General features: G+C 59.3%; 20 protein-coding genes and 3 pseudogenes. 13 read left to right on the top strand and 10 right to left on the bottom strand.

Annotated elements, in window-relative coordinates; translation table 11 throughout:
- Nucleotides 1–511 precede the first annotated feature (511 nt).
- Nucleotides 512–704: pseudogene (locus FJW04_RS19695) on the top strand (Atu4866 domain-containing protein); the annotation flags it as partial.
- 169 nt (nucleotides 705–873) lie between these two features.
- Here the strand turns inward: FJW04_RS19695 and FJW04_RS30600 are convergent.
- The gene (locus FJW04_RS30600; protein ID WP_281405550.1) at nucleotides 874–1,095 is read right to left on the bottom strand and encodes an SDR family oxidoreductase; all 222 of its coding nucleotides are present in this window, start codon (nucleotides 1,093–1,095) and stop codon (nucleotides 874–876) included.
- The gene (locus FJW04_RS30595) at nucleotides 1,071–1,322 is read right to left on the bottom strand and encodes an SDR family oxidoreductase (RefSeq protein WP_281405549.1); all 252 of its coding nucleotides are present in this window, start codon (nucleotides 1,320–1,322) and stop codon (nucleotides 1,071–1,073) included. The genes FJW04_RS30600 and FJW04_RS30595 overlap by 25 nt, the downstream gene beginning before the upstream one ends.
- A 159-nt stretch (nucleotides 1,323–1,481) precedes the next feature.
- Between FJW04_RS30595 and FJW04_RS19685 the strand changes: the two genes are divergently transcribed.
- From FJW04_RS19685 to FJW04_RS19670, 4 genes and pseudogenes are all read left to right on the top strand, one after another.
- Complete coding sequence (locus FJW04_RS19685) at nucleotides 1,482–2,150, top strand: hypothetical protein (protein WP_140716121.1); 669 nt, start codon at nucleotides 1,482–1,484, stop codon at nucleotides 2,148–2,150.
- A gap of 152 nt (nucleotides 2,151–2,302) precedes the next feature.
- The gene (locus FJW04_RS19680; protein WP_140716119.1) at nucleotides 2,303–2,512 is read left to right on the top strand and encodes a DUF3072 domain-containing protein; all 210 of its coding nucleotides are present in this window, start codon (nucleotides 2,303–2,305) and stop codon (nucleotides 2,510–2,512) included.
- 156 nt (nucleotides 2,513–2,668) lie between these two features.
- A complete protein-coding gene (locus FJW04_RS19675; protein ID WP_140716117.1) occupies nucleotides 2,669–3,142 on the top strand; it encodes a YidB family protein in 474 nt (157 codons plus the stop codon).
- 6 nt (nucleotides 3,143–3,148) lie between these two features.
- A pseudogene (locus FJW04_RS19670) lies at nucleotides 3,149–3,598 on the top strand (DUF4112 domain-containing protein).
- 472 nt (nucleotides 3,599–4,070) lie between these two features.
- On the opposite strand, the gene FJW04_RS30420 reads toward FJW04_RS19670, so the two are convergent.
- Entirely contained in the window at nucleotides 4,071–4,445 is a 375-nt protein-coding gene (locus tag FJW04_RS30420) for a hypothetical protein (protein ID WP_246673911.1), read from the bottom strand.
- Nucleotides 4,446–4,721: 276 nt separating this feature from the next.
- On the opposite strand from FJW04_RS30420, the gene FJW04_RS19660 reads away from it, so the two are divergent.
- From FJW04_RS19660 to FJW04_RS19640, 4 genes and pseudogenes are all read left to right on the top strand, one after another.
- Nucleotides 4,722–5,015 (top strand): hypothetical protein, encoded by a 294-nt coding sequence (locus FJW04_RS19660; protein WP_015316681.1) that lies wholly within the window; start codon nucleotides 4,722–4,724, stop codon nucleotides 5,013–5,015.
- Between the two features lie 195 nt (nucleotides 5,016–5,210).
- Nucleotides 5,211–5,735, top strand: a pseudogene (gene folP / locus FJW04_RS19655) (dihydropteroate synthase); the annotation flags it as partial.
- 3 nt (nucleotides 5,736–5,738) lie between these two features.
- Nucleotides 5,739–6,098: a dihydroneopterin aldolase gene (gene folB, locus FJW04_RS19650; RefSeq protein ID WP_023773903.1), complete on the top strand. Its 360-nt coding sequence runs from the start codon at nucleotides 5,739–5,741 to the stop codon at nucleotides 6,096–6,098.
- A gap of 709 nt (nucleotides 6,099–6,807) precedes the next feature.
- Nucleotides 6,808–7,134, top strand: a complete 327-nt coding sequence (locus FJW04_RS19640) for a SemiSWEET transporter (protein ID WP_140620524.1) — start codon at nucleotides 6,808–6,810, stop codon at nucleotides 7,132–7,134.
- 75 nt (nucleotides 7,135–7,209) lie between these two features.
- Here the strand turns inward: FJW04_RS19640 and FJW04_RS19635 are convergent, their stop codons facing one another.
- Nucleotides 7,210–8,718, bottom strand: a complete 1,509-nt coding sequence (locus tag FJW04_RS19635; RefSeq protein ID WP_246673909.1) for a protein adenylyltransferase SelO — start codon at nucleotides 8,716–8,718, stop codon at nucleotides 7,210–7,212.
- Nucleotides 8,719–8,986: 268 nt separating this feature from the next.
- The gene (locus FJW04_RS19630) at nucleotides 8,987–9,373 is read right to left on the bottom strand and encodes a helix-turn-helix transcriptional regulator (protein ID WP_140716113.1); all 387 of its coding nucleotides are present in this window, start codon (nucleotides 9,371–9,373) and stop codon (nucleotides 8,987–8,989) included.
- Nucleotides 9,374–10,033: 660 nt separating this feature from the next.
- On the opposite strand from FJW04_RS19630, the gene FJW04_RS19625 reads away from it, so the two are divergent.
- From FJW04_RS19625 to FJW04_RS19615, 3 genes are all read left to right on the top strand, one after another.
- Nucleotides 10,034–10,771 (top strand): Crp/Fnr family transcriptional regulator, encoded by a 738-nt coding sequence (locus FJW04_RS19625; RefSeq protein WP_140620522.1) that lies wholly within the window; start codon nucleotides 10,034–10,036, stop codon nucleotides 10,769–10,771.
- 16 nt (nucleotides 10,772–10,787) lie between these two features.
- On the top strand, nucleotides 10,788–11,051 hold the full coding sequence (locus FJW04_RS19620) for a hypothetical protein (protein ID WP_140620521.1): 264 nt from the start codon (nucleotides 10,788–10,790) through the stop codon (nucleotides 11,049–11,051).
- A 367-nt stretch (nucleotides 11,052–11,418) separates the two neighbouring features.
- The gene (locus FJW04_RS19615; RefSeq protein WP_140620519.1) at nucleotides 11,419–11,760 is read left to right on the top strand and encodes a hypothetical protein; all 342 of its coding nucleotides are present in this window, start codon (nucleotides 11,419–11,421) and stop codon (nucleotides 11,758–11,760) included.
- Nucleotides 11,761–12,036: 276 nt separating this feature from the next.
- On the opposite strand, the gene FJW04_RS30415 is transcribed toward FJW04_RS19615, so the two are convergent.
- On the bottom strand, nucleotides 12,037–12,207 hold the full coding sequence (locus FJW04_RS30415; protein WP_224643713.1) for a hypothetical protein: 171 nt from the start codon (nucleotides 12,205–12,207) through the stop codon (nucleotides 12,037–12,039).
- Between FJW04_RS30415 and FJW04_RS19610 the strand changes: the two genes are divergently transcribed.
- Entirely contained in the window at nucleotides 12,125–14,680 is a 2,556-nt protein-coding gene (locus tag FJW04_RS19610; protein WP_224643705.1) for an EAL domain-containing protein, read from the top strand. The genes FJW04_RS30415 and FJW04_RS19610 overlap by 83 nt on opposite strands.
- 66 nt (nucleotides 14,681–14,746) lie before the next feature.
- Here the strand turns inward: FJW04_RS19610 and FJW04_RS19605 are convergent, their stop codons facing one another.
- The 4 genes from FJW04_RS19605 to FJW04_RS19590 form a co-directional block, all read right to left on the bottom strand.
- The gene (locus tag FJW04_RS19605; protein WP_140661289.1) at nucleotides 14,747–15,454 is read right to left on the bottom strand and encodes a phosphatase PAP2 family protein; all 708 of its coding nucleotides are present in this window, start codon (nucleotides 15,452–15,454) and stop codon (nucleotides 14,747–14,749) included.
- 101 nt (nucleotides 15,455–15,555) lie between these two features.
- Nucleotides 15,556–16,371 (bottom strand): metallophosphoesterase, encoded by an 816-nt coding sequence (locus FJW04_RS19600; protein ID WP_140620513.1) that lies wholly within the window; start codon nucleotides 16,369–16,371, stop codon nucleotides 15,556–15,558.
- Nucleotides 16,372–16,391: 20 nt separating this feature from the next.
- Nucleotides 16,392–17,300: a diacylglycerol kinase family protein gene (locus FJW04_RS19595; RefSeq protein ID WP_210241308.1), complete on the bottom strand. Its 909-nt coding sequence runs from the start codon at nucleotides 17,298–17,300 to the stop codon at nucleotides 16,392–16,394.
- 99 nt (nucleotides 17,301–17,399) lie between these two features.
- Nucleotides 17,400–17,711 (bottom strand): hypothetical protein, encoded by a 312-nt coding sequence (locus tag FJW04_RS19590; protein WP_140661288.1) that lies wholly within the window; start codon nucleotides 17,709–17,711, stop codon nucleotides 17,400–17,402.
- Nucleotides 17,712–18,133: the final 422 nt, after the last annotated feature.

Genomic DNA, 18,133 nt, shown 5'->3' with positions numbered 1-18,133 from the left:
GCAACCTACCTGGCTAGGCCGTTACCTGTGGCAAGCCTTCACAACCCGTCGCGGCCCGCTAAGGTGGCCGCCGCCGACTCCGCCAAGAAGTAAGCCTGCGCAATACGCCCCGGGCCCTGTTAGCGTCCGGGTGTTTGCGAGAAGAGGGCAGCTCTTGAGATGTACCCAGCTACCATCCGGAATTTGAAGTCGCGAAGCCGGACGAAGGCCCGGTTGCAAAAGAACGATCGAACCGACATTGTGACCGTGAGTAGGCAGGGAAGACCCTGCTTGAAACAGTCAACGGGCAAGGCACGACCTTTTGTGCCGACAGAAATTCACGTCAGCACATTCGCAGACGGAGATGACACGCTCGGAATCCTGTCTGTCCAAACCACCGCAGGTCTGCTGGAGAACGCGTTAGACAAACAAGCCGCTGAAAGCATTGGAGCCGCCGTCAACGAGATAAGGTCGAAGCTGGGCCCTTACCTTTGTTCGTCACCGCTTGCGACACGCTCGGCGATAGCGAACGCTCCTCCAGAACGGTCGCTATGACGATGCGCGTGGCCGTGGAGAAAGTGCTTACCCAGGGCCGATACGAGGTCCGTGGCAACCACATCGATTATTGGGATGACACCGGCTTCACAGCCGATGGTGAGTTCAGAGATGGAGTCCTCTACCATGCTGGCATCGTGCTCTATCGACGTCGTAAAATTCCGCGTTAGCGGCGTTCACCCGGGCGCGGAGCGTCGGGCCGAGCGCCCTATCCCGAAGGAAGAGTAGAATGCAGCTCGTTATTCTGGCAGATTGGTGCCATAGCAACGATGGAACGCCTCAGGTACGTAGGGCCGCCATTCCGACAGCACTATGCGTCAGTAGGAATTGACCAGGCAGTCAAGCGATCTCCTCAAACTCGAATCCGCCAATGGTCATTCCCCCGTCGACAATCAGCATCTGGCCGAAAACATAGCTTGAGGCGCCTGAGCACAGCCAAACGGCCGCTTCGGCAATTTCGCTCGGCCTACCGCCTCGTTTGGCAGGAATGGCGTTCGTCGTCTGTGCCGCAAAGGATGGATTTTGGGCGCTTGCCGTTACGACATTGGGGTCTCGGTCCACCCCGGCGCCAAGGCGTTCACTCGAATCCCGTGTGCGGCGTTCTCCATCGCCGCGACCCGCGTCAGCCCATGAACACCATGTTTCGACGCCGCATAGGCACACATCCCGCCTGGGCCAGTCAGTGCCGCAACGGAGGCAGTGTTGCAGATCACACCGCCGCCACCGCGCTTCAGAAGCGGAAGCTCATGCTTCATGCAGAGAAAGACGCTGCGCAGGTTGGTGCGCAAGACTCTGTCGAAATCATCCGTGGGATAGTCTTCGATCCGATGCGCGCCGCCTGTGATCCGGCGAGCTTGATGACTATGTGCATACCATTTGGAGCATAGTCATCATACGCGTCCGTCAGTTCACTGGCGATCTTGGACCCGTCTGATCGGTTTCTGGACTTGGATGCGGCCATCATATCGGCCACTCGACGGCTACCTGTGGATAAGGAAGTCACCGTTCACGATATGGCGGCCTCTGACGGCATCACCTCGTTGGAACTGTTCAACAGGCTAAGCCAGGAGCGTCCTGTCAGGCTGACGGCAAGCGATTATTACGATGAGATTAGCGCTGCCCGGAAAGGGGTGTGCTGGGTCTTTTACGACAGCGACAATGTTGTCCTTCAGGTAGCGCTGGGTGCTATCGCATTGCGTAGCAAGCGAGCAAATGAGTTTCTCGCCTGGCTGTTGTCCCCCAGCTTTGCAACGCGAACTCGCGTGTCGCTTTTTCATCCCGATGTCATTGCAAAGACGAAGTCTGACGGTCGCTTCATGGCAACCAGAGATGATTTTTTTTCGCCCTCGCCAGTGCGGTATGACGTCGTGCGCGTGATGAACGCCCTTGGGACGAGGAACTTTCCTCGTCTTCAAATCGAACGCGCGGTAACCGCCGTGGCAAAGACAGTTGTCGATGGCGGTTTGCTGGTTTTCGGTCGAAGTGCCGATGAACTCGATGGCAGGTCACAGGCCACGATATTCCAGCGACTCCAAAATGAGTTCATAGCTGTTGCGGATATGGCGGGCGGTTACGAATTGAGGGATTTCGTGTTGAAACTGCAAGCTGACGCTTAATGGGGAAGGCCGTTTCTTGCTTTATCACTCGCGCATGCTGGCCGCCGCCGTGCCTGACACCCCAGCCCAACCTAAGCGAGCCTCAGCCTTGAGAAAACGATTGGAACAAAAAGAGATCAAATGCATTCCCTAGGCTACGACAGGAGATTGCAATGGAAGACTTGCGCGCAAAAACCGATGCAAACGTCGAGAAAGATCCTGACCAATGGGTGAGTGGTGGCGACCCGATGACGCCGTCCCAGGCGTCCTATCTGAAAACCCTGTGTGAGCAGGCTGAGGATCAGGAAAGCTTTGCAGACAACCTCAGCAAGGCAGAGGCGTCTAAGCGCATAGATGCACTGAGGGCAAAGCTGAAACTTTAAGCACCGGCTCGGGCGCTCTATCGTTACTAAACTTGACCTTCCGTCTCGCGCGATGGAGCGGTCGCGATTGCCAAGCCGTTCCTGATATTGCTGGCAATCGGGGGAACTTTTGGCAGGGCGAGACCTTCTCCATGTTCGAAACCACAGGAGGAACGAGTGGCCAATCTAGGAAGACTTGCGATCGCTATGCTGGGGGTTTTGGCTTATCAAAACCGCGACAAGATCGCGGAGGCGATCCGCGGAGCGGGAGAGCGCGATCCCAATAATCCGCAAGGCGGGATACTGGACCAGGTGTCGAAGGGCCTATCCGGCACCGCGCTGGGCGATATTCTTGACCGCTTTAGAAATGCAGGTGCCGGGTCGAAGGTGGACTCCTGGGTTGGCACTGGGCCGAACCAGCCGATCGAGGCGCACGAGGTGGAAACGGCGATTGACGCTCAGACACTGGAAGCACTTTCCCGCCAGACCGGCCTCTCGCGCGAGGAGCTGATTGCAAGGATTACCAGGGATTTGCCCGATGCGGTTAACCAGATGACCCCCGACGGCACCCTCCCAGCAGACCACCGAACAAAAGTCCCAGACCAGCCCAACCTGCTCGACGACGTGCCTTCCCGGCCGATACAAAGCTAATTCCACATGACGGAAGCGGACTGGAGAGGTGCGAAACCGAGGAGATTGGATCGAGCGAGCAATGGCAGCCGGAAAGTAGGGACAAGCGAAACGCCTATTGTGGATCGCCAGACTGCGAGGGCAATCGCCGAGCTCGACCTCTTGGCAGTGCTGCTTGATTCGCGCTGGCGAATCCCGGGAACGCCAATTCTGTTCGGACTGGATGCTCTGGTAGGCCTGGTGCCTGTGCTGGGAGATACAGCAACCGGGTTGATCTCGGCTTAAATTGTGCTGCGAGCCCGCAAATGCGGCGCTGGGAAGCTGTTGGTTGCTCGGATGTTGGCCAATGTGCTGTTTGATACCGTCTTGGGAAGCGTGCCCGTCCTCGGATCGATCTTCGATGTTTACTACAAGTCGAACAACCGCAACATCCGCCTGCTTCGTGGCCATCTAAGCCGTCAGGTTGCTGAACGGTAGTTCGCAGGGCATCACCCATGCGGCGTTCGCGACCGGGAAGCGGCCGGTGTTGGCCGGAGACGATGCCGTTGCCGCCAACTTGGAATGTTTCATCCAGCCGCACTCTCGGAACTGGCTGCGGAATCTGCGCCACCTTTGTCGATGTGGGTTCAATGAGTTCGGCAAAATCGGTGAAGACCGATCTTCGTTGCGCCGCTGGCAAATCTGCGCAGCGATCAGGTGATCGGTAAGGTCGATTCCGACAAAGACAGCCAGCGCTTTGCTGAGGTGATCGGAGCTATGCCGCTTTTGCGCCCGATGCCTAGGAACCATGAACCGACCTGCTGGTTTGGACAGCACGCCGGGTGGTCGGCGTGGCAGTTAATGGAGAAACCCAATGACACGAGCATTCACGACTACAGTATTGGCGGCCGCGTTCGCTATGCTCGCCCCGTCCGCCTTTGCGCAATCGGCGGATGTTCCCAAGCCCGCATCACCAGCCCAGGATCGGACGGCGGACGAAGCCGGACAGAACCAGCAAGCAATGCGTCAAATGATGCGCGAGATGATGGATGAGATGCTGCAGGAAAAAACAGCAAGGGACCGAGACCCCGAGGCGGATTGGCGACACAGGGGCCCAAGGCTTCAGGACGACGAGATGAGCGATCGTGATGCGGGACGTATGAAGCACGGCCGCAGGGCGGGGGCCGATATGATGCAGGGTGCCAAAATGAGGATCATGTTCGCCATCATGGACACCGACGGTGATGGTACACTGTCGCGGACGGAGGTTCAGGATTTCATCGGGCGAATTTTCAACGCTGTCGACGAGGACGGCGATGAAAGCGTCGACATGCAGGAACTCCAATCCTTTTTCCGTCCCGGAGGAGACAGGACCGACGTTAGCACCGACAGGTTGTCCTCGGCCTGCTCGACGTCTGAAGCTAGGGCCCACAGGAGATGGCTCGGAGCACGGTATTTGGCTCCCCACCGTCTCATGCTCCGCCGATACTCGGTAGGATCAACGGGGTAAAGACCTGCGCAGAGCTCGCACGAGGCTGGACGGCTGTGCCCGTCGACGACCATAGGCCAAGCATTCCAAAGAAGTGGCTCTAGGCAAGCATTGCGAGGTTTAGGGGCAAACATGCATCTGGTCCAGATTCTGCTACCTCGCGCCGACAACGCAGGAAAGCCCTTCGCCAAGCAAGAGTTTGACCGTGTGAAGGAGGAGCTCGCGCTCCGCTTCGACGGTGTCACCGCGTATTTGCGCGCGCCTGCGGAAGGTGTGTGGAGGCAGGGAGCAGACGAGATCGTCATCTTCGAGGTTATGACTCACGAAGTCGATCTGCCCGATTGGCAAAGGCGGCGTTCGGAATTGGAGCGGCGTTTCCGCCAGGAGCAGGTTGTGATTCGATATCTGCCGATGGCTTTGGTCTAGCGCCTGCGGCAATGGTGTGGCCCAGACGATGACCGAGTGCATGCCGCTTCACGTCTGAGGTATACTGCAAGGCAGCTTCGGACTCAGTGCGCCAAACCGCTGATTCAAACTCAGTCAACGGTGGCTCGGCTGTCCTCAAAGGACGATGGCTAGCTGACGGTCTGCACTTCCTGACGGCCACTTTGACAAGATAAACGCCTAGCTCATGCGAGCGGTGCGCATATCGTCAACGACGTCTGGGGTCTGCAGCGCGAGCCCGACATTGCGCGGGTGGCGGCCGATACCGGCGCCGGGCTCGTCATCATGCATACCGAACGGGATCGCGACAAGCTGCCCGATGTGATCGCCGACCAGCTGGCGTTCCTGGGAAAATCGCTTGAAATCGGGCGCGGGCAAGGTGTCGCCGACGACCATGTCGTGCTCGACCCCGGCTTCGGCTTCGCCAAGGAGACGGCGGAGGAAAACCTCGATCTGATGGCACGGTTTGCCGAGCTTGGCGCGCTCGGCTTCCCGCTGATGGCCGGTACGTCGCGAAAGCGTTTCATCGGCACCGTCACCGGCCGCGACGCCGCCGACCGGGCGGCCGGCACGGCGGCGACCAGCGTCATTCTCCGGCTCAAGGGCGCGCATCTGTTTCGCGTCCATGATGTCGCAATCAACGTGGACGCGCTGGCGGTGGCGGATGCTATGCTGGCGCGGGAAACCGGATCGGAACGCTGAGCCATGTATGTCATCCGCATGAAGAATTGCGCCTTCTTTGCCCGGCATGGCGTGCTGGACGAGGAAGAAGCGCTGGGGCAGCGCTTCTATGTCGATGCCTCGCTCACCGTCGAGCCGGGACGCGCGCTCGTCGATGACGCCATCGGGGAAACGGTGAATTACGGCGTCGCCTTCACCGTCATCGAGGAGATCATCACCGGACACCGGCGCTTCCTGATCGAGGCGCTGGCCCTGGAAGTCGCGAAGGCTCTCACCGGGCGCTTTCCCCAGATCCGGAAAGCCGAGGTCACCGTTCGCAAGCCCAATGCGCCGGTGCCTGGCGTGCTCGATTACGTCGAGGTGACCGTTGTCTGGCCCGAATAACACCGTCTATCTGAGCCTCGGCGGCAATCTGGGCGATCCGGCGGCGTCGCCCTCAAGCTCATTTCCTGTAAATTTGCATGTTGGAAGATCCCTCTGGACAGGGTTCGAACTGCCTCAACCCTGGCTTCGTCAACGCACCGCACCTTCTGCCGCCCAGCGTCACCGGTCAGCCGCCGGCGAGACGGACGACGTGTCAGGGCTCGTTGTTGCCCAGACGCACTGCTACTTGGTGGGGTATCACAAAGATCCGCTTGCCTTAACACACGTTAGTTTCTTCCGCTTGCTTCCAACTTATAAAGTCGAGCGATGAGTGATCCCCGGCAAGCACGCAAGATCTATTTGGAAGCAGCTCACCTCGGTAGCCGTCGGGCGCGGGCGAGCGCTGAAGACTTGCTTCGTACCATTGAGGAGACACGGCGCCTTATCCAAGCGTCCCGCGACTTGCTGTCGCGGCTCAAAGCGGCTGAGCTTCGAACCTGATCACCACCCTCAGAAGCCGCTCTGATCTGCTGACAGATTGTGTGGGAACATCCCCATGCGGCAGGGCGTCCCTGGCCATCTCGGCCAGTGCTGTGATTGGCTCTCGCTGGGCGGCTTCCAACCGGGGAAGCACTGTGCCCTCGGTACCAAAGACTTTGCCAGTGTCTCCGAGGTCGAAGAAGCGGGCCTTTCGGGCGTGCGAATGAGCCGATAGTTGGAGGTTGGTTGCGTGGAAAAGGTCACGCTCATCGGTTCGCTGGCAGCACTGTGCTCAATGACCAGTTTTGCCCCGCAAGCCTGGAAGATCATCAAGACCCGGGACACGGCTGGCATATCCGCGTGGATGTATGCCATCACTGTGCTGGGCTTCGTGCTGTGGCTGACTTTCGGCATCATTAAAGGCGAATGGCCCATCATAGTCACCAACGCTGTCTGCCTCGTGCTCGCCACTTTTATCCTGCTGATGAGGGTCCTTCCCAGTTCCAAGAGGGAGATGGTGGCGGACGCAATCGATCCTTCGCCTGGCTCCGAGAGGCCTCGCCCGCCCGCGTCCTGAGGCCTGTCTCGTTAGCTTGGCCCGGCCCTACAGAGTTCGCCCGCGTCGGTGGCGTCTCGCGGCATGGCGGGGATGTCACGTGCCACAGAAGGCCTGCAGAACGCGCTCGTGCGGCTTGGGTGGTTTCGCATAATAGGACAGTGTGGGCTGTTCCTCGAACGGCCGTGACACGACTGCCAACAATTGCTCGAAGATTCGGAAGTCATCGTCCTCCACCGCAGCCTTGATCATTGTCTCGACGCGATGGTTGCGAGGAATGAACTTGGGATTGCTGCCGTGCATCGCGGCTTTGCGCGTCGAGGTGGCGCTGCCGTCCCGCGCCAAGCGATTTCGCCAGCGCATCGACCAGGCATCGAAGGGGCCGGGATCCTCAAACAGCCGCCTCGCGGTAGCTTGGGCGCCAGGGATGTCGAGGTCATCTCCCAGCAAGCGGAAGGTGAGCGTGAAATCCGCTCGCCCACGCGCCATCACATCCAACAGATCGTTGGCAAGGTCCAAGTCACCGTCAGCTTCATTCAGCAGCCCAAGCTTTGCCCTGAACCCGCGATGTAAAATAGCTTCGTAGCGAGCGTGAAATTCCCCTAGTGCCTGCTCGGCCTGCGAGATTGACTCACCCTCGCGCTCGCTCAGGAGCGGCAGCAGAGTCTCGGCGAAGCGTGCCAGATTCCAGACTGCCACCCGAGGTTGGTTGCCGTAGGCGTAGCGGCCATGTTGATCGATGGAGCTGAACACCGCTTGCGGATCGTATGAATCCATGAACGCGCACGGTCCATAGTCAATCGTCTCTCCGGATATCGACATGTTGTCGGTGTTCATGACGCCGTGGATGAAGCCGAGCAACATCCACCGCGCCACCAGTTCCGCTTGCGCCGCGATCACAGCCTCGAGCAGAGCCAGGTAAGGTCTCGGTTTCCTGGCCGCCTCGGGAAAATGACGCTGGATGGCATAGTCGCAAAGGAGCTTCAGCGCTTCTACATCATTGCGGGCGGCAAAGTATTGGAAAGTGCCGATACGGATATGACTCGCCGCCACCCTGGTCAGCACAGCCCCTGGCAGCTGACGCTCGCGGTAGACTGGGTCCCCGGTAAGCACCGCCGCAAGACTTCGGGTGGTCGGTATGCCAAGCGCAGCCATTGCTTCGCTGACCACGTATTCACGAAGCACCGGACCAAGCGCAGCACGGCCATCGCCGTTGCGCGAAAATCGGGTCGGTCCTGAACCCTTCAGCTGGATATCCCGACGCACGCCGTGCATATCGACGACCTCGCCCAGCAGTGCTGCGCGTCCGTCGCCCAGTTGGGGGACGAAGTTGCCGAATTGGTGGCCAGCGTAGGCTAAAGCTATAGGGTGCAGTCCATCTGGAAAATTGTTCCCGGCAAGCACGGCGATCCCAGCAGGGCTCCCGAGGTGATCGGGATCAAGCCTTAACTCCAGAGCTAGGGGCTCGTTCAGCCGGATTAGCCTGGGGTTTGAAACCGGGTGGAGAGGGGCACGCGCGAAGAAATGATCCGGTAACTGGGCATAGCTCTGCTGAAAGGGCCAGATCGGGCTCCGCATGGCTGATCCGGCTGTGGATGAAGGCATGAGGTTCTCCTTCGCTGTGGCAGAGGTCGGAACCATGTCGATCACTGCGTCGACGCCGATGTCAACCCGCGGCCGCCGGCTCGCTCCCGGTTCATCCCGCGGCTTTGTTGGCTTTCCCGAACTTCTGCTCCGGTGCTGCCGCCGCACCCCCGCTCCAAACGCCTGCAGCGCGCATGGCTGGCTAAGGCGTCGTTCCTGCCCTGTGCTACCGCACGCGCGGCTACAGCATTTGGCCTGCTTGGGTTTCAAAGGGGCGGCCTGCATTTCCCTAACCGCCTTCTCGGGTCGCAGGGCACTGCTCCAGTGCTCCTGCTTCACCTTGTGCTTTGATCGGGCCATCTGTGGAGAACCGAATGCCGCCCGCTTCAAATGCATTTCGAATCGCTGAAAGTTTACGCGGGCCAGGCACTCGCCGACCGCTTTCGAAATCTCGTATCGCACCTTCGCTGAGGCCTGACTTCACGGCGAGCCGCACCTGCGGCCAATTCAGCAGACCTCGCGCTATCCGCGATTGCTCCGGCGTCAGATCAGTCACCGAACTCTCTTCTCGCCATCGAGCCCGAGCCCATTTGATGCATCGGACGGCCCCAGGCTGCTCCCCAGGATGCGTCTCAGCGCGGCCAACCGTGACGACGGCGACATCACGGCCGCCCATATATCTGCGCGAGCCAGGTCTGCCGGTTCCTAACCAGTTCTAAGCCTCCCCGAGGAGGAGGTGTCTGCCGCTGCGAGACGTCGAGCGAGAGGGCTGGGGTTCTACGTCTCGTGCGCATCGGGGCCCGGAGATGAAAATTGGACGCATTGGCGAATTGAAGGTGGAGGTCATGAGATCCCTCGATCAGGTTCTCCGAACCGAAATCAACCCAATTTGTTCCGGCTCGATGCCCGTGACGGCCGCAGTATAAAGAAAAGCGTGAGCGGAAACTGCTCAGCATTCCTCGCTACGCACTTCGACGCCGTCGGCTTCCCGAGGGGAGAGAAACGAACCTGGAATGTACGTCAAATGTCTACAGTCAGGACGCCCCCAGGATTCCCTCCTATGACGCTCGAGCCTGTGCGCGGCATTGTCCAAAAGCTCGTGAAAGGGACCGGAGTGACGGCGGCACAAGCACTGGAGTTCATTTCGCTGCTCGGGACGAATTGCGCATCCTCGTCCGAGAGGCGAAAGCTCTGGCCAAGGGTCCAGGCGCCCCGGAACTGCAGCCGTTGAGTTGGCAAACGCCTCGGGCCCTTTAACAGGTCCTTCCCAGACCGGGTGCAAGGAACATTAGCGCCCAGCCCAAGTTCGGCACGTAACGCAATCCGGTCACGAAAATTGACACAGGCCACTTCCCCGAACGTTTTGATCCGTAAGCTTCAGACAATCTGTGATCTGACGCAGTCAGATATCGGCATTTTAGAGGGGATCGAATTCCAGAAGCGGGACTTTCAGGCCGATCAGGACATTGTGCGCGAAGGAGATCGCCCCACCCATTCATTTGTGATCCTGGAGGGTCTGGTGGGGTCCACAAAATTGACTGGGGAGGGTAAACGGCAGATCACATCGTTCTTTGTTCCGGGCGACATTCCTGATCTCCACGGAATGCACCTGTCTGTTTTGGATTGTACCTTCTCACCACTCACGCGCGTCAGCGTTGGCTTCATGCGGCATGATGCGTTGCGGGCCATTTGCGACCAACATCCTTCGATTGCGACGGTGTTTTGGCGCTCGACGCTGATCGACGCGGCTATATATCGAGAGTGGGTCACCAACGTTGGAAGGCGCGACGCGTATGCCCGCATGGCGCATATTCTGTGCGAACTCATCGTCCGCCTTCGCGCTATGGGGCTCATCAAGGACCATGTGGCGGAGCTTCCGATTACGCAGGCGGAACTTGCCGACGCCTTGGGCTTGTCGACCGTGCACGTGAACCGAACGCTGCAGGATCTTCGAGGCGACGGACTGATTGTTACCGAGGGCTCCCGATTTCACGCTGTTGACTGGCCTGGCCTCGTTCGAGCCGGAGACTTTGAGACCGCCTACCTGCACCAAAGGAACGCGACGAGCTTGTGAGGTGGAGGTGGGTTCTATGGCGAGATATTTCTTTGACACCTACGAAAGCGATGCGGTCATCAAAGATGAGACAGGCATCGAATGTGGGGGGATCGAAGCCGCACGAAACGAGGCGCTAGCAGGTCTGATCGACTTGACTCGAGACTCCCTGAAGGACGTCGACGGGCATCAATTGGCGATTGAAATCCGGGACGAGAATGACAAGAAGCTGGTCAGGCTGAGCCTCTCTCTTCAAATGCTGCTATCGAGCCGTCCTAGTGCTCCGACGGCCGAGCCGTGATTTGCTGAACGTCAGGACAAGGCTTAGCCCATTGTTTCATTGCTGCTGGAAATTGCGGAGAGATGACCCAGCCGGTACGCGACACAGCGGGGGTCGAGACGTCGCTACAGAGACCAGGTTTCGCGGAAGGCGACCGGTGCTGGCGCCAGTCGCGGCCCATTCAAAAGATGCCAAAACATCTGCTGCAAGCGCACAAGGCTCAAAAGCAGCGAGAAGTCCAAGTGAAGACGCTTCAAAGCAAGCCGGCAGCATTTCGATTGTCGGATTGGTACCAACTCCCCTTCACTTATCATTTGAGCTTGCTCGGCCCGATACCCGGCTTAGTCTGTAAACGGCTCTATCAGTCCGGCCTGCGGACGCTTCAAAGTTGACTCTGGTGTTTTACGCGTTTGCGCCATCCGTCGATGGTCAGCGCGACTCCGGTGACGAACCGCCCCCCAGAACAGGGATGGATGTCATGCTTCAAGACCAAACCGATAGCCGAAAAATTCTCCAGGTTGCGGCAGATGAACTTTCCGACGCAACAGATCCACGCCTGATTGCCGCGCTCAGATTGGTCGCCCGCTCCTATCGAGCGCAATCCGTCGAGGCTGCAGATGATCTGGTGGAGCTCACGCTCCGCACCGCCATTCAGGAGGCGGAGGGGCGACCTGAGGAAATCAGTCTGTTCAACTGGCTCAGCGCTATTATGGCGCGATATCGAAAGTGAGAGCGCCGGGGGCCGCCGTCCCGCTCCCAACCTGCAGGCACGTCAAATTGCCCTTCCGATGCACCCAGCCAGGCGCGGCGTCTTGCTCGTCCGGGCAGGTCGGGATGCTCGTCGGGAGCGCTGCTTCCAAGAGTGCCGCTGTCTGAGATCCCACGCCGGACGTGACCTCCTTGCTATCGCCACCCAATGCTGAAATTGCCCGGCATCATGGAAAACCAAATTTAAGTACTTTCTACTAGGGTCGGCCGAGGGTTAGTCCCGGGAAAGGTATTTGGGTCAATTGGCCAGCACCGCATCCAGTCTCAGCCGGTTGAGACACTCGTTTTTTTCTTCGGCAAACGTGCCGGCGGCGATCGCTTTTGTGGTGCTTGTAGTCTGCGCTGTTTTGGCGGACCGGGAAAACAGGATCGTTTCAGACCAATTGGCGCGCGCCGACGTCTTGGCCAAAGTGAACATCATAAGGACCAAGCTGGAAGGCAACATCAACGGCAATCTCCAGCTTACGCGCGGCCTCGTTTCGGCAATCGTGACCGAGCCCTATATGGGGCAACAGAGGTTTGCGGCGCTGGCAAGCAACCTGCTTGAGCAGGAATCTCAACTGCGCAACATCGCTGGCGCGCCGGACCTCATTATCTCGCTCATGTATCCAATGGTTGGCAACGAAAAGGCCATCGGCCTGGATTACCGCAAGAACGATGCCCAACGCACCGCCGCCCTCAGGGCGCGCGACCTGCGGGCGCCCGTGCTGGCCGGTCCGGTCGACCTGGCGCAGGGCGGCCATGGCTTCATTGGCCGCTTTCCGGTCTTCGTGAAGACGGCGGGCGGTGGTGAGCGCTTCTGGGGCATCGTCTCGGCCGTCGTTGATGTCGAGCGCCTCTATAAAGCAAGCGGCCTTTTGGACGCCGATCTCGATATCGAGATCGCCCTGACCGGCAAGGACGGTCTTGGCGGGACTGGTGATCGCTTTTTCGGTGGCGAGAGTATAACGCGCGCCAAGCCAGTGACCGAGACGGTGCACCTGCCCTCCGGTTCCTGGCAGATCGCCGCAATCCCAAAAGGTGGCTGGGCCTCATCGGCGAAGAATGCCTGGATCTTGCGGGCCATCATGCTATTGGCCGGTGCGCTTGTCGTGCTGCCCATTCTCGTTGCGGGGCGGCTGTTCGGCGAAAGGCAGAAAAACTTCGCCGAGCTCAGGCGATTGTCCGGTCGCCTGGAACTCGCGCTGGATGCGTCGGGGATCGGTGTCTGGGAGCACAACATCGCCACCAACGAGCTGGTGTGGGACGACCGAGTCAACGAAATCTACGGCAAGCCGGCTGACCGGAAGCCGCGCGGCTATGATGACTGGGCGTCAGTGATTCATCCGCAGGACATCGAACGGGCGCAGCAGGATTTCGATGCCGCGGCGGCGGTGAAGGGCCCCTATTCCTCGCAATACCGGATTGTCCATCCGAATGGCGAGATCCGGCATGTGCGCACGCGCGCGACCTATTTCCAGGAGCGCAACGAGACGCCCAGGATGATCGGCGCCGAATGGGACGTGACAAGCGACGTCGAGCTCAATGAAAACCTTGTGCGAGAAAGGCATCTGTCGGAACTCAGGAACGCCGAGCTTGAAGTGGCCAAGGGGCGCATCGAACATGTGGCGCTCCACGATTCGCTCACCGGGCTGCCGAACCGCCGCTATCTCGACGACATGCTGGCGACGAGCACGCGTCGGGGAGAACGAACTGCGCTCCTGCATCTGGATCTCGACCGATTCAAGCAGATCAACGACACGCTCGGACACGCGGCCGGTGACGCCATGTTGATGCATGCCTCGAAGGTCATCACGGCTAATGCGGGACCAGCCGACTTCGTGGCACGCATTGGCGGCGACGAGTTCGTGGTGATTTGCGCCGGGCGCGACGACGCCGAGCTCGCCGCGCTGGCCGACCGCATCATCGATGAGATGCGGCAACCCGTCGATTTTCGTGGCCACCAATGCCGGTTCGGCGTCAGCATCGGTATTGCGGCGAACACGGGCGAGGGGTTCGACGCACGGCAGCTCCTGGTCAATGCCGATCTCGCCCTCTACCGGGCGAAGAGCCGGGGCCGAAACCGCTACGAGTTCTTCAACGACGAGCTGCAAAGTGAAATCGTGCAGACCAAGCGGACCGCCGACGAGATCCTGGGTGGCCTCGAGCGCAACGAATTCATCGTTTTCTACCAGCCGCAGTTTGACGCCGACACGTTGGACATTGTCGGCGTGGAAGCCTTAGCACGCTGGCAGCACCCGACGCGCGGGATCCTGGGTCCCGACGTCTTTCTGAGGGTAGCGGAGGAACTGAACGTCGTCGCGCTGATCGACCGAACGGTCCTCAAAAGGGCGTTGGCCGACTTTGAGCGCTGGCAGCTTCAACACCTCGACATTCCACACGTTTCGGTCAACGTTTCGGCACGCCGGCTTGAGGACAAGGACCTGATCGATGGCCTACGCAAGCTCAACATCCGCGAAGGTACGGTCTCCTTCGAACTTGTCGAGTCCATCTTCCTCGATGAGAATGACGACCTCGTGGCCTGGAACATCGAGCACATTAAGGACCTCGGTATCGACATTGAGATCGACGATTTCGGCACCGGCTACGCCTCGATCGTCAGTCTGCTCAAGCTTCAGCCGCGGCGACTGAAGATCGATCGCCAGCTGATCACACCCATCACCAGCTCGCTGCCGCAACGCCGTTTGGTGTCATCCATCATCGAGATCGGGAAATCGCTCGGAATCGAAGTGGTGGCCGAGGGCGTCGAGACGATGGAGCATGCGCGCATCTTGAAAGAGCTCGGCTGCGACCTGCTGCAGGGCTACGCGCTCGGCCGACCGATGGACGCCAAGGCTTTAGAATGCTTCGCGCAATCTCGCAGATGGCCGGCCACGGGATAGACGTCTGGCTCTCACTGAGTTAACGGGCGTTGGCATTTTTTCGTGACTACAGGGTAGGTGAGGGGATCAGAACGCGCGCCGCTGTTCGATAAAATGGGCCGCCGACCAGCAAAGGATTGCCCAAGCTGATCCCTCGCACCATCCTGCAAGTACATCCGTGGGGTAGTGGACGCCGAGATAGATCCGGCTCAATCCGACCATGATGGTCAGGAACACCGCCAGGCCAACGAAATACCCTTTCACCCGGCGATCAGGACTTGCCCTGGCCAGCAAAGCTCCAAGCGTAAGGAAAGTGACAGCGGACAACATCGCGTGGCCGCTCGGAAAGCTGGCGGTAAATACTCTGGTGGTGTGGAAAATGTCGGGCCTCTGGCGATCAAACGCGACCTTGAGAACTGTGCTCAGGGCCTCACCACCAGCCACGGCGGCGGCGACCAGCCAGACGTATCTGCGCTTTTGCGTTATCAGCAGGTAACCTATGGCCGCCAGCGAGACAAAACCCAGGAACGCAACGCTGCCGAGGGCCGTGACGTCGCGGCCCATTTCTTCCAGCCACGGCGGGCCAATCAGATTCGTTGGATCATCGGCGCTCCGAAACGCCATAAGAACGGCGCGGTCGAATGTGCTCGTGTCACCCTCGATAACCTCCTCGGCCAGGAGGCTGAATCCGAGGACAAGGCCGCCAGCCACAAGCAATGAGGCGATCAGCCAAATAGCGTCGCTGCGAAAGCCTCGCAGAAAGTCGTTTGACGAAGAGGGCGGGTTGATTTCCATCCGTTCAAGCTAGCGAACCGATAAGTCTCGTCAATCCTTGTACCCCGCTCGCTGCCGAGGCGCCATCAAGTCAAGTCCGAACAGGTTGGGCCGCTGCTGGGTCACGCTTCGTCCAGCGCCCATCCATCTTGACCCAGACCGAACGAATACTTCGCCGAAGTGGAGAACTGTCCCGCCTGCGGCTGCCAAGCACGACATTCAAGGCGTATCCGTGGACGTTCGACGCGGATTACGTTGAACGAGTTGGCTGCGTCGCGACGGCGCGTTGAGACGGCGGTCCCTGCCTGTATGAGCAACGCTGCATATCGCGCTTTCGCATAACGAACGGTACTGAGATTGGCTTGTTGGAGGTGATGATGGCCCGACAAGATTATGTCGACGCGGCTTTTCGAGAACGCCTCCATGGCCATTTTGGCTCGTCCGACGACTCCGGTTCCGTGGCCGATTGTTCGCCCTTCGAACGGGTGATGGGTGACGACTACCCTGGTGGTCTCGTCAGCCAGGCCTCCAAACCGGGCAGTCATGGCAGCAAGCTGGCCGGCATTGATCCTGCCGTCCTTGATTGTAAAGGACCGTGCAGTGTTGATACCGACCACTGCGAGTTCGTCATCAATATAAAAAGGATCCGTATCTGCCTCGATATAGTGCTTGTATCGAGCAAGAGGCGTGAGCGTTCGCGCGAAGACGTTGAAGAGCGGTACGTCGTGATTGCCAGGCACCACAATTTGTGGGGTGGGAAGCGCATTGAGGAATTCTCGTGCTTGACGGAATTCCGCCCGGCGAGCTCGTTGGGTCAGATCACCGGATATAACTACCAAATCTGGTTCGCATGCCCAGACCTCGGCGCCAATCGCATCTACTATGCGGGTGTCCGTGGTGCCAAAATGTAGGTCGGACAGGTGCACAAGTGTTTGCAAACACAATCTCCCACCTGGGGTTACTTCGTATCCGGGTCGCGGAATGAGAGGACCTTTAGTGCCGCTGCTCGAGTTTGAAAGTGAAGCGGCATCTTCATCCTTGTTGCCTCGCCGTCCACCGAAACGAGGGTCTCTCTTCTGTTCGAGGTGATCTCGATTCGGGACGGCCGAAGCAGTTCCAAGTCGCGATGCGTATCGATCAGGCCGAGAGCGATCTTGAACGGGAGCAATGCCAGTCCCAGCCACGTTCGCTGCGTGACGACATAAACGCACAGTTCTCGCGAAGACAGGCTTTTGCGGCGCCCAAAATCGCCGGCATCGTAGAAATTGTTGCCGACGAAAACGCACGGTGTCAGCACCTGGTCCGCACCGCTGTCGGCGCTGATACGCACGAGCTGCCAAGATACCGCCCTGAACGTCCTGACAAGAGCGGGACCGATTGCCGCTAGTTTCCCCGCTCCACGTCGCTTCTGTTCTGCAGAGCGTTCCGCGACAAAGAATGGATAGAGGCCGATCGACGAGTTGTTCAGGAAAACGCGACCGTTCACCTCCGCGACGTCGACGAGCACCGGGCGTCTCGCCGCGATTACATCCATCGCCGCTTCAAGTTCCAGGGGCACGCCGAGGTCCTTTGCAAAGTGATTGAGGGTGCCAAGCGGGAGAACACCCAAGGCCACCTCAGTCTCGGCGAGGACGGCCGCGGCAGAGCTGAGTGTGCCATCCCCGCCGCCGGCGACCAGAATGTTTTCACCTGACCTCGTCTGTTGGCTTACGAATTGCGAGGCGGCTTCGCTGATCTGGCCGCCCGCGACCAGTCTTACCTCTGCTTCGATTCCGCGCTTCAGCAAGCCGACATGTACGGTCGTGGCAATGTCGTCGAGTGCGGCGACCGCTCCAGCTCCATCGTTGATAAGCACTAGAACTGCCACCTCTGGCATCTCCAAAACGCCGCTCCAGTGGTCCGCCTACCACCAGCATGATTGACCCGACTCCTTCCTTGAGGCATGGAGCCGGGGGTCGGCAGGCAGTTAGTCGTTGTCGCCGCCGTCCTGCTGAATGACCACGGGACGGTTTTGGTTATGACGGTGGACGGAATTCGTCACGGTGACGGTGTCGCGGCGGTCGTGGCGGTGGCGCCATTCATGATCACCGCTGTCATAGAACGCAATTTGGCGGAGAGGTCGGTAATGAAGACGAACTCCCTCATCATTGTATCTGATGCCGTTATGGTGATGCCGGTGATGGGCGGAGATCACCACGTCAGCCTCGGCGGCCGAAGAGATGGTTGGAGCCGCAAGGCAAAGCGCCAAGGTTCCCAGGATCAAATTTTTCGTGTCCATATCCTGCCTGCTGAAACCTCATCCCTTCCAGCAAGGAATGATGAACGCTCGCCTTTGTTCCGAAGCGGCGGAACCAGTCAGTTCCGGTCCAAGGGTGGCCAGAGGGCAGGTCTCCACGCCCGGACATCGTCGAGACGATTTCCTTCAGTGCTGCATAGGGCGATCGCGAAGGGCTAGCTTCAAGAGCGGTGCCGCTTGCGGGTTAACGGGAGGCGCACGGGTTGCGTACTGCCAGTCTCGCCATCCTTGTGCGACAACAGCCTCTCGGAACTGAGATGGGCGGACATGGCCGCCTGATGTGCGCTCCGACTGCACTGGGCCAAGTCACTTCTGGTTGGGGATTTGCCCGCCACGTGAATTGCTTGGTGCGGCTTTGCTCGTCACCTCTTTTGCACCAACGACTTCCATGCGGGGTCGCTACG

Origin of the sequence: Mesorhizobium sp. B2-7-3, from assembly GCF_006440715.1 — a bacterium.
GTDB classification, from domain to species: Bacteria; Pseudomonadota; Alphaproteobacteria; order Rhizobiales; family Rhizobiaceae; genus Mesorhizobium; species Mesorhizobium australicum.
Note: the sequence above shows the minus strand (reverse complement) of the source record. Positions and strands in the feature narration are given on the sequence as shown.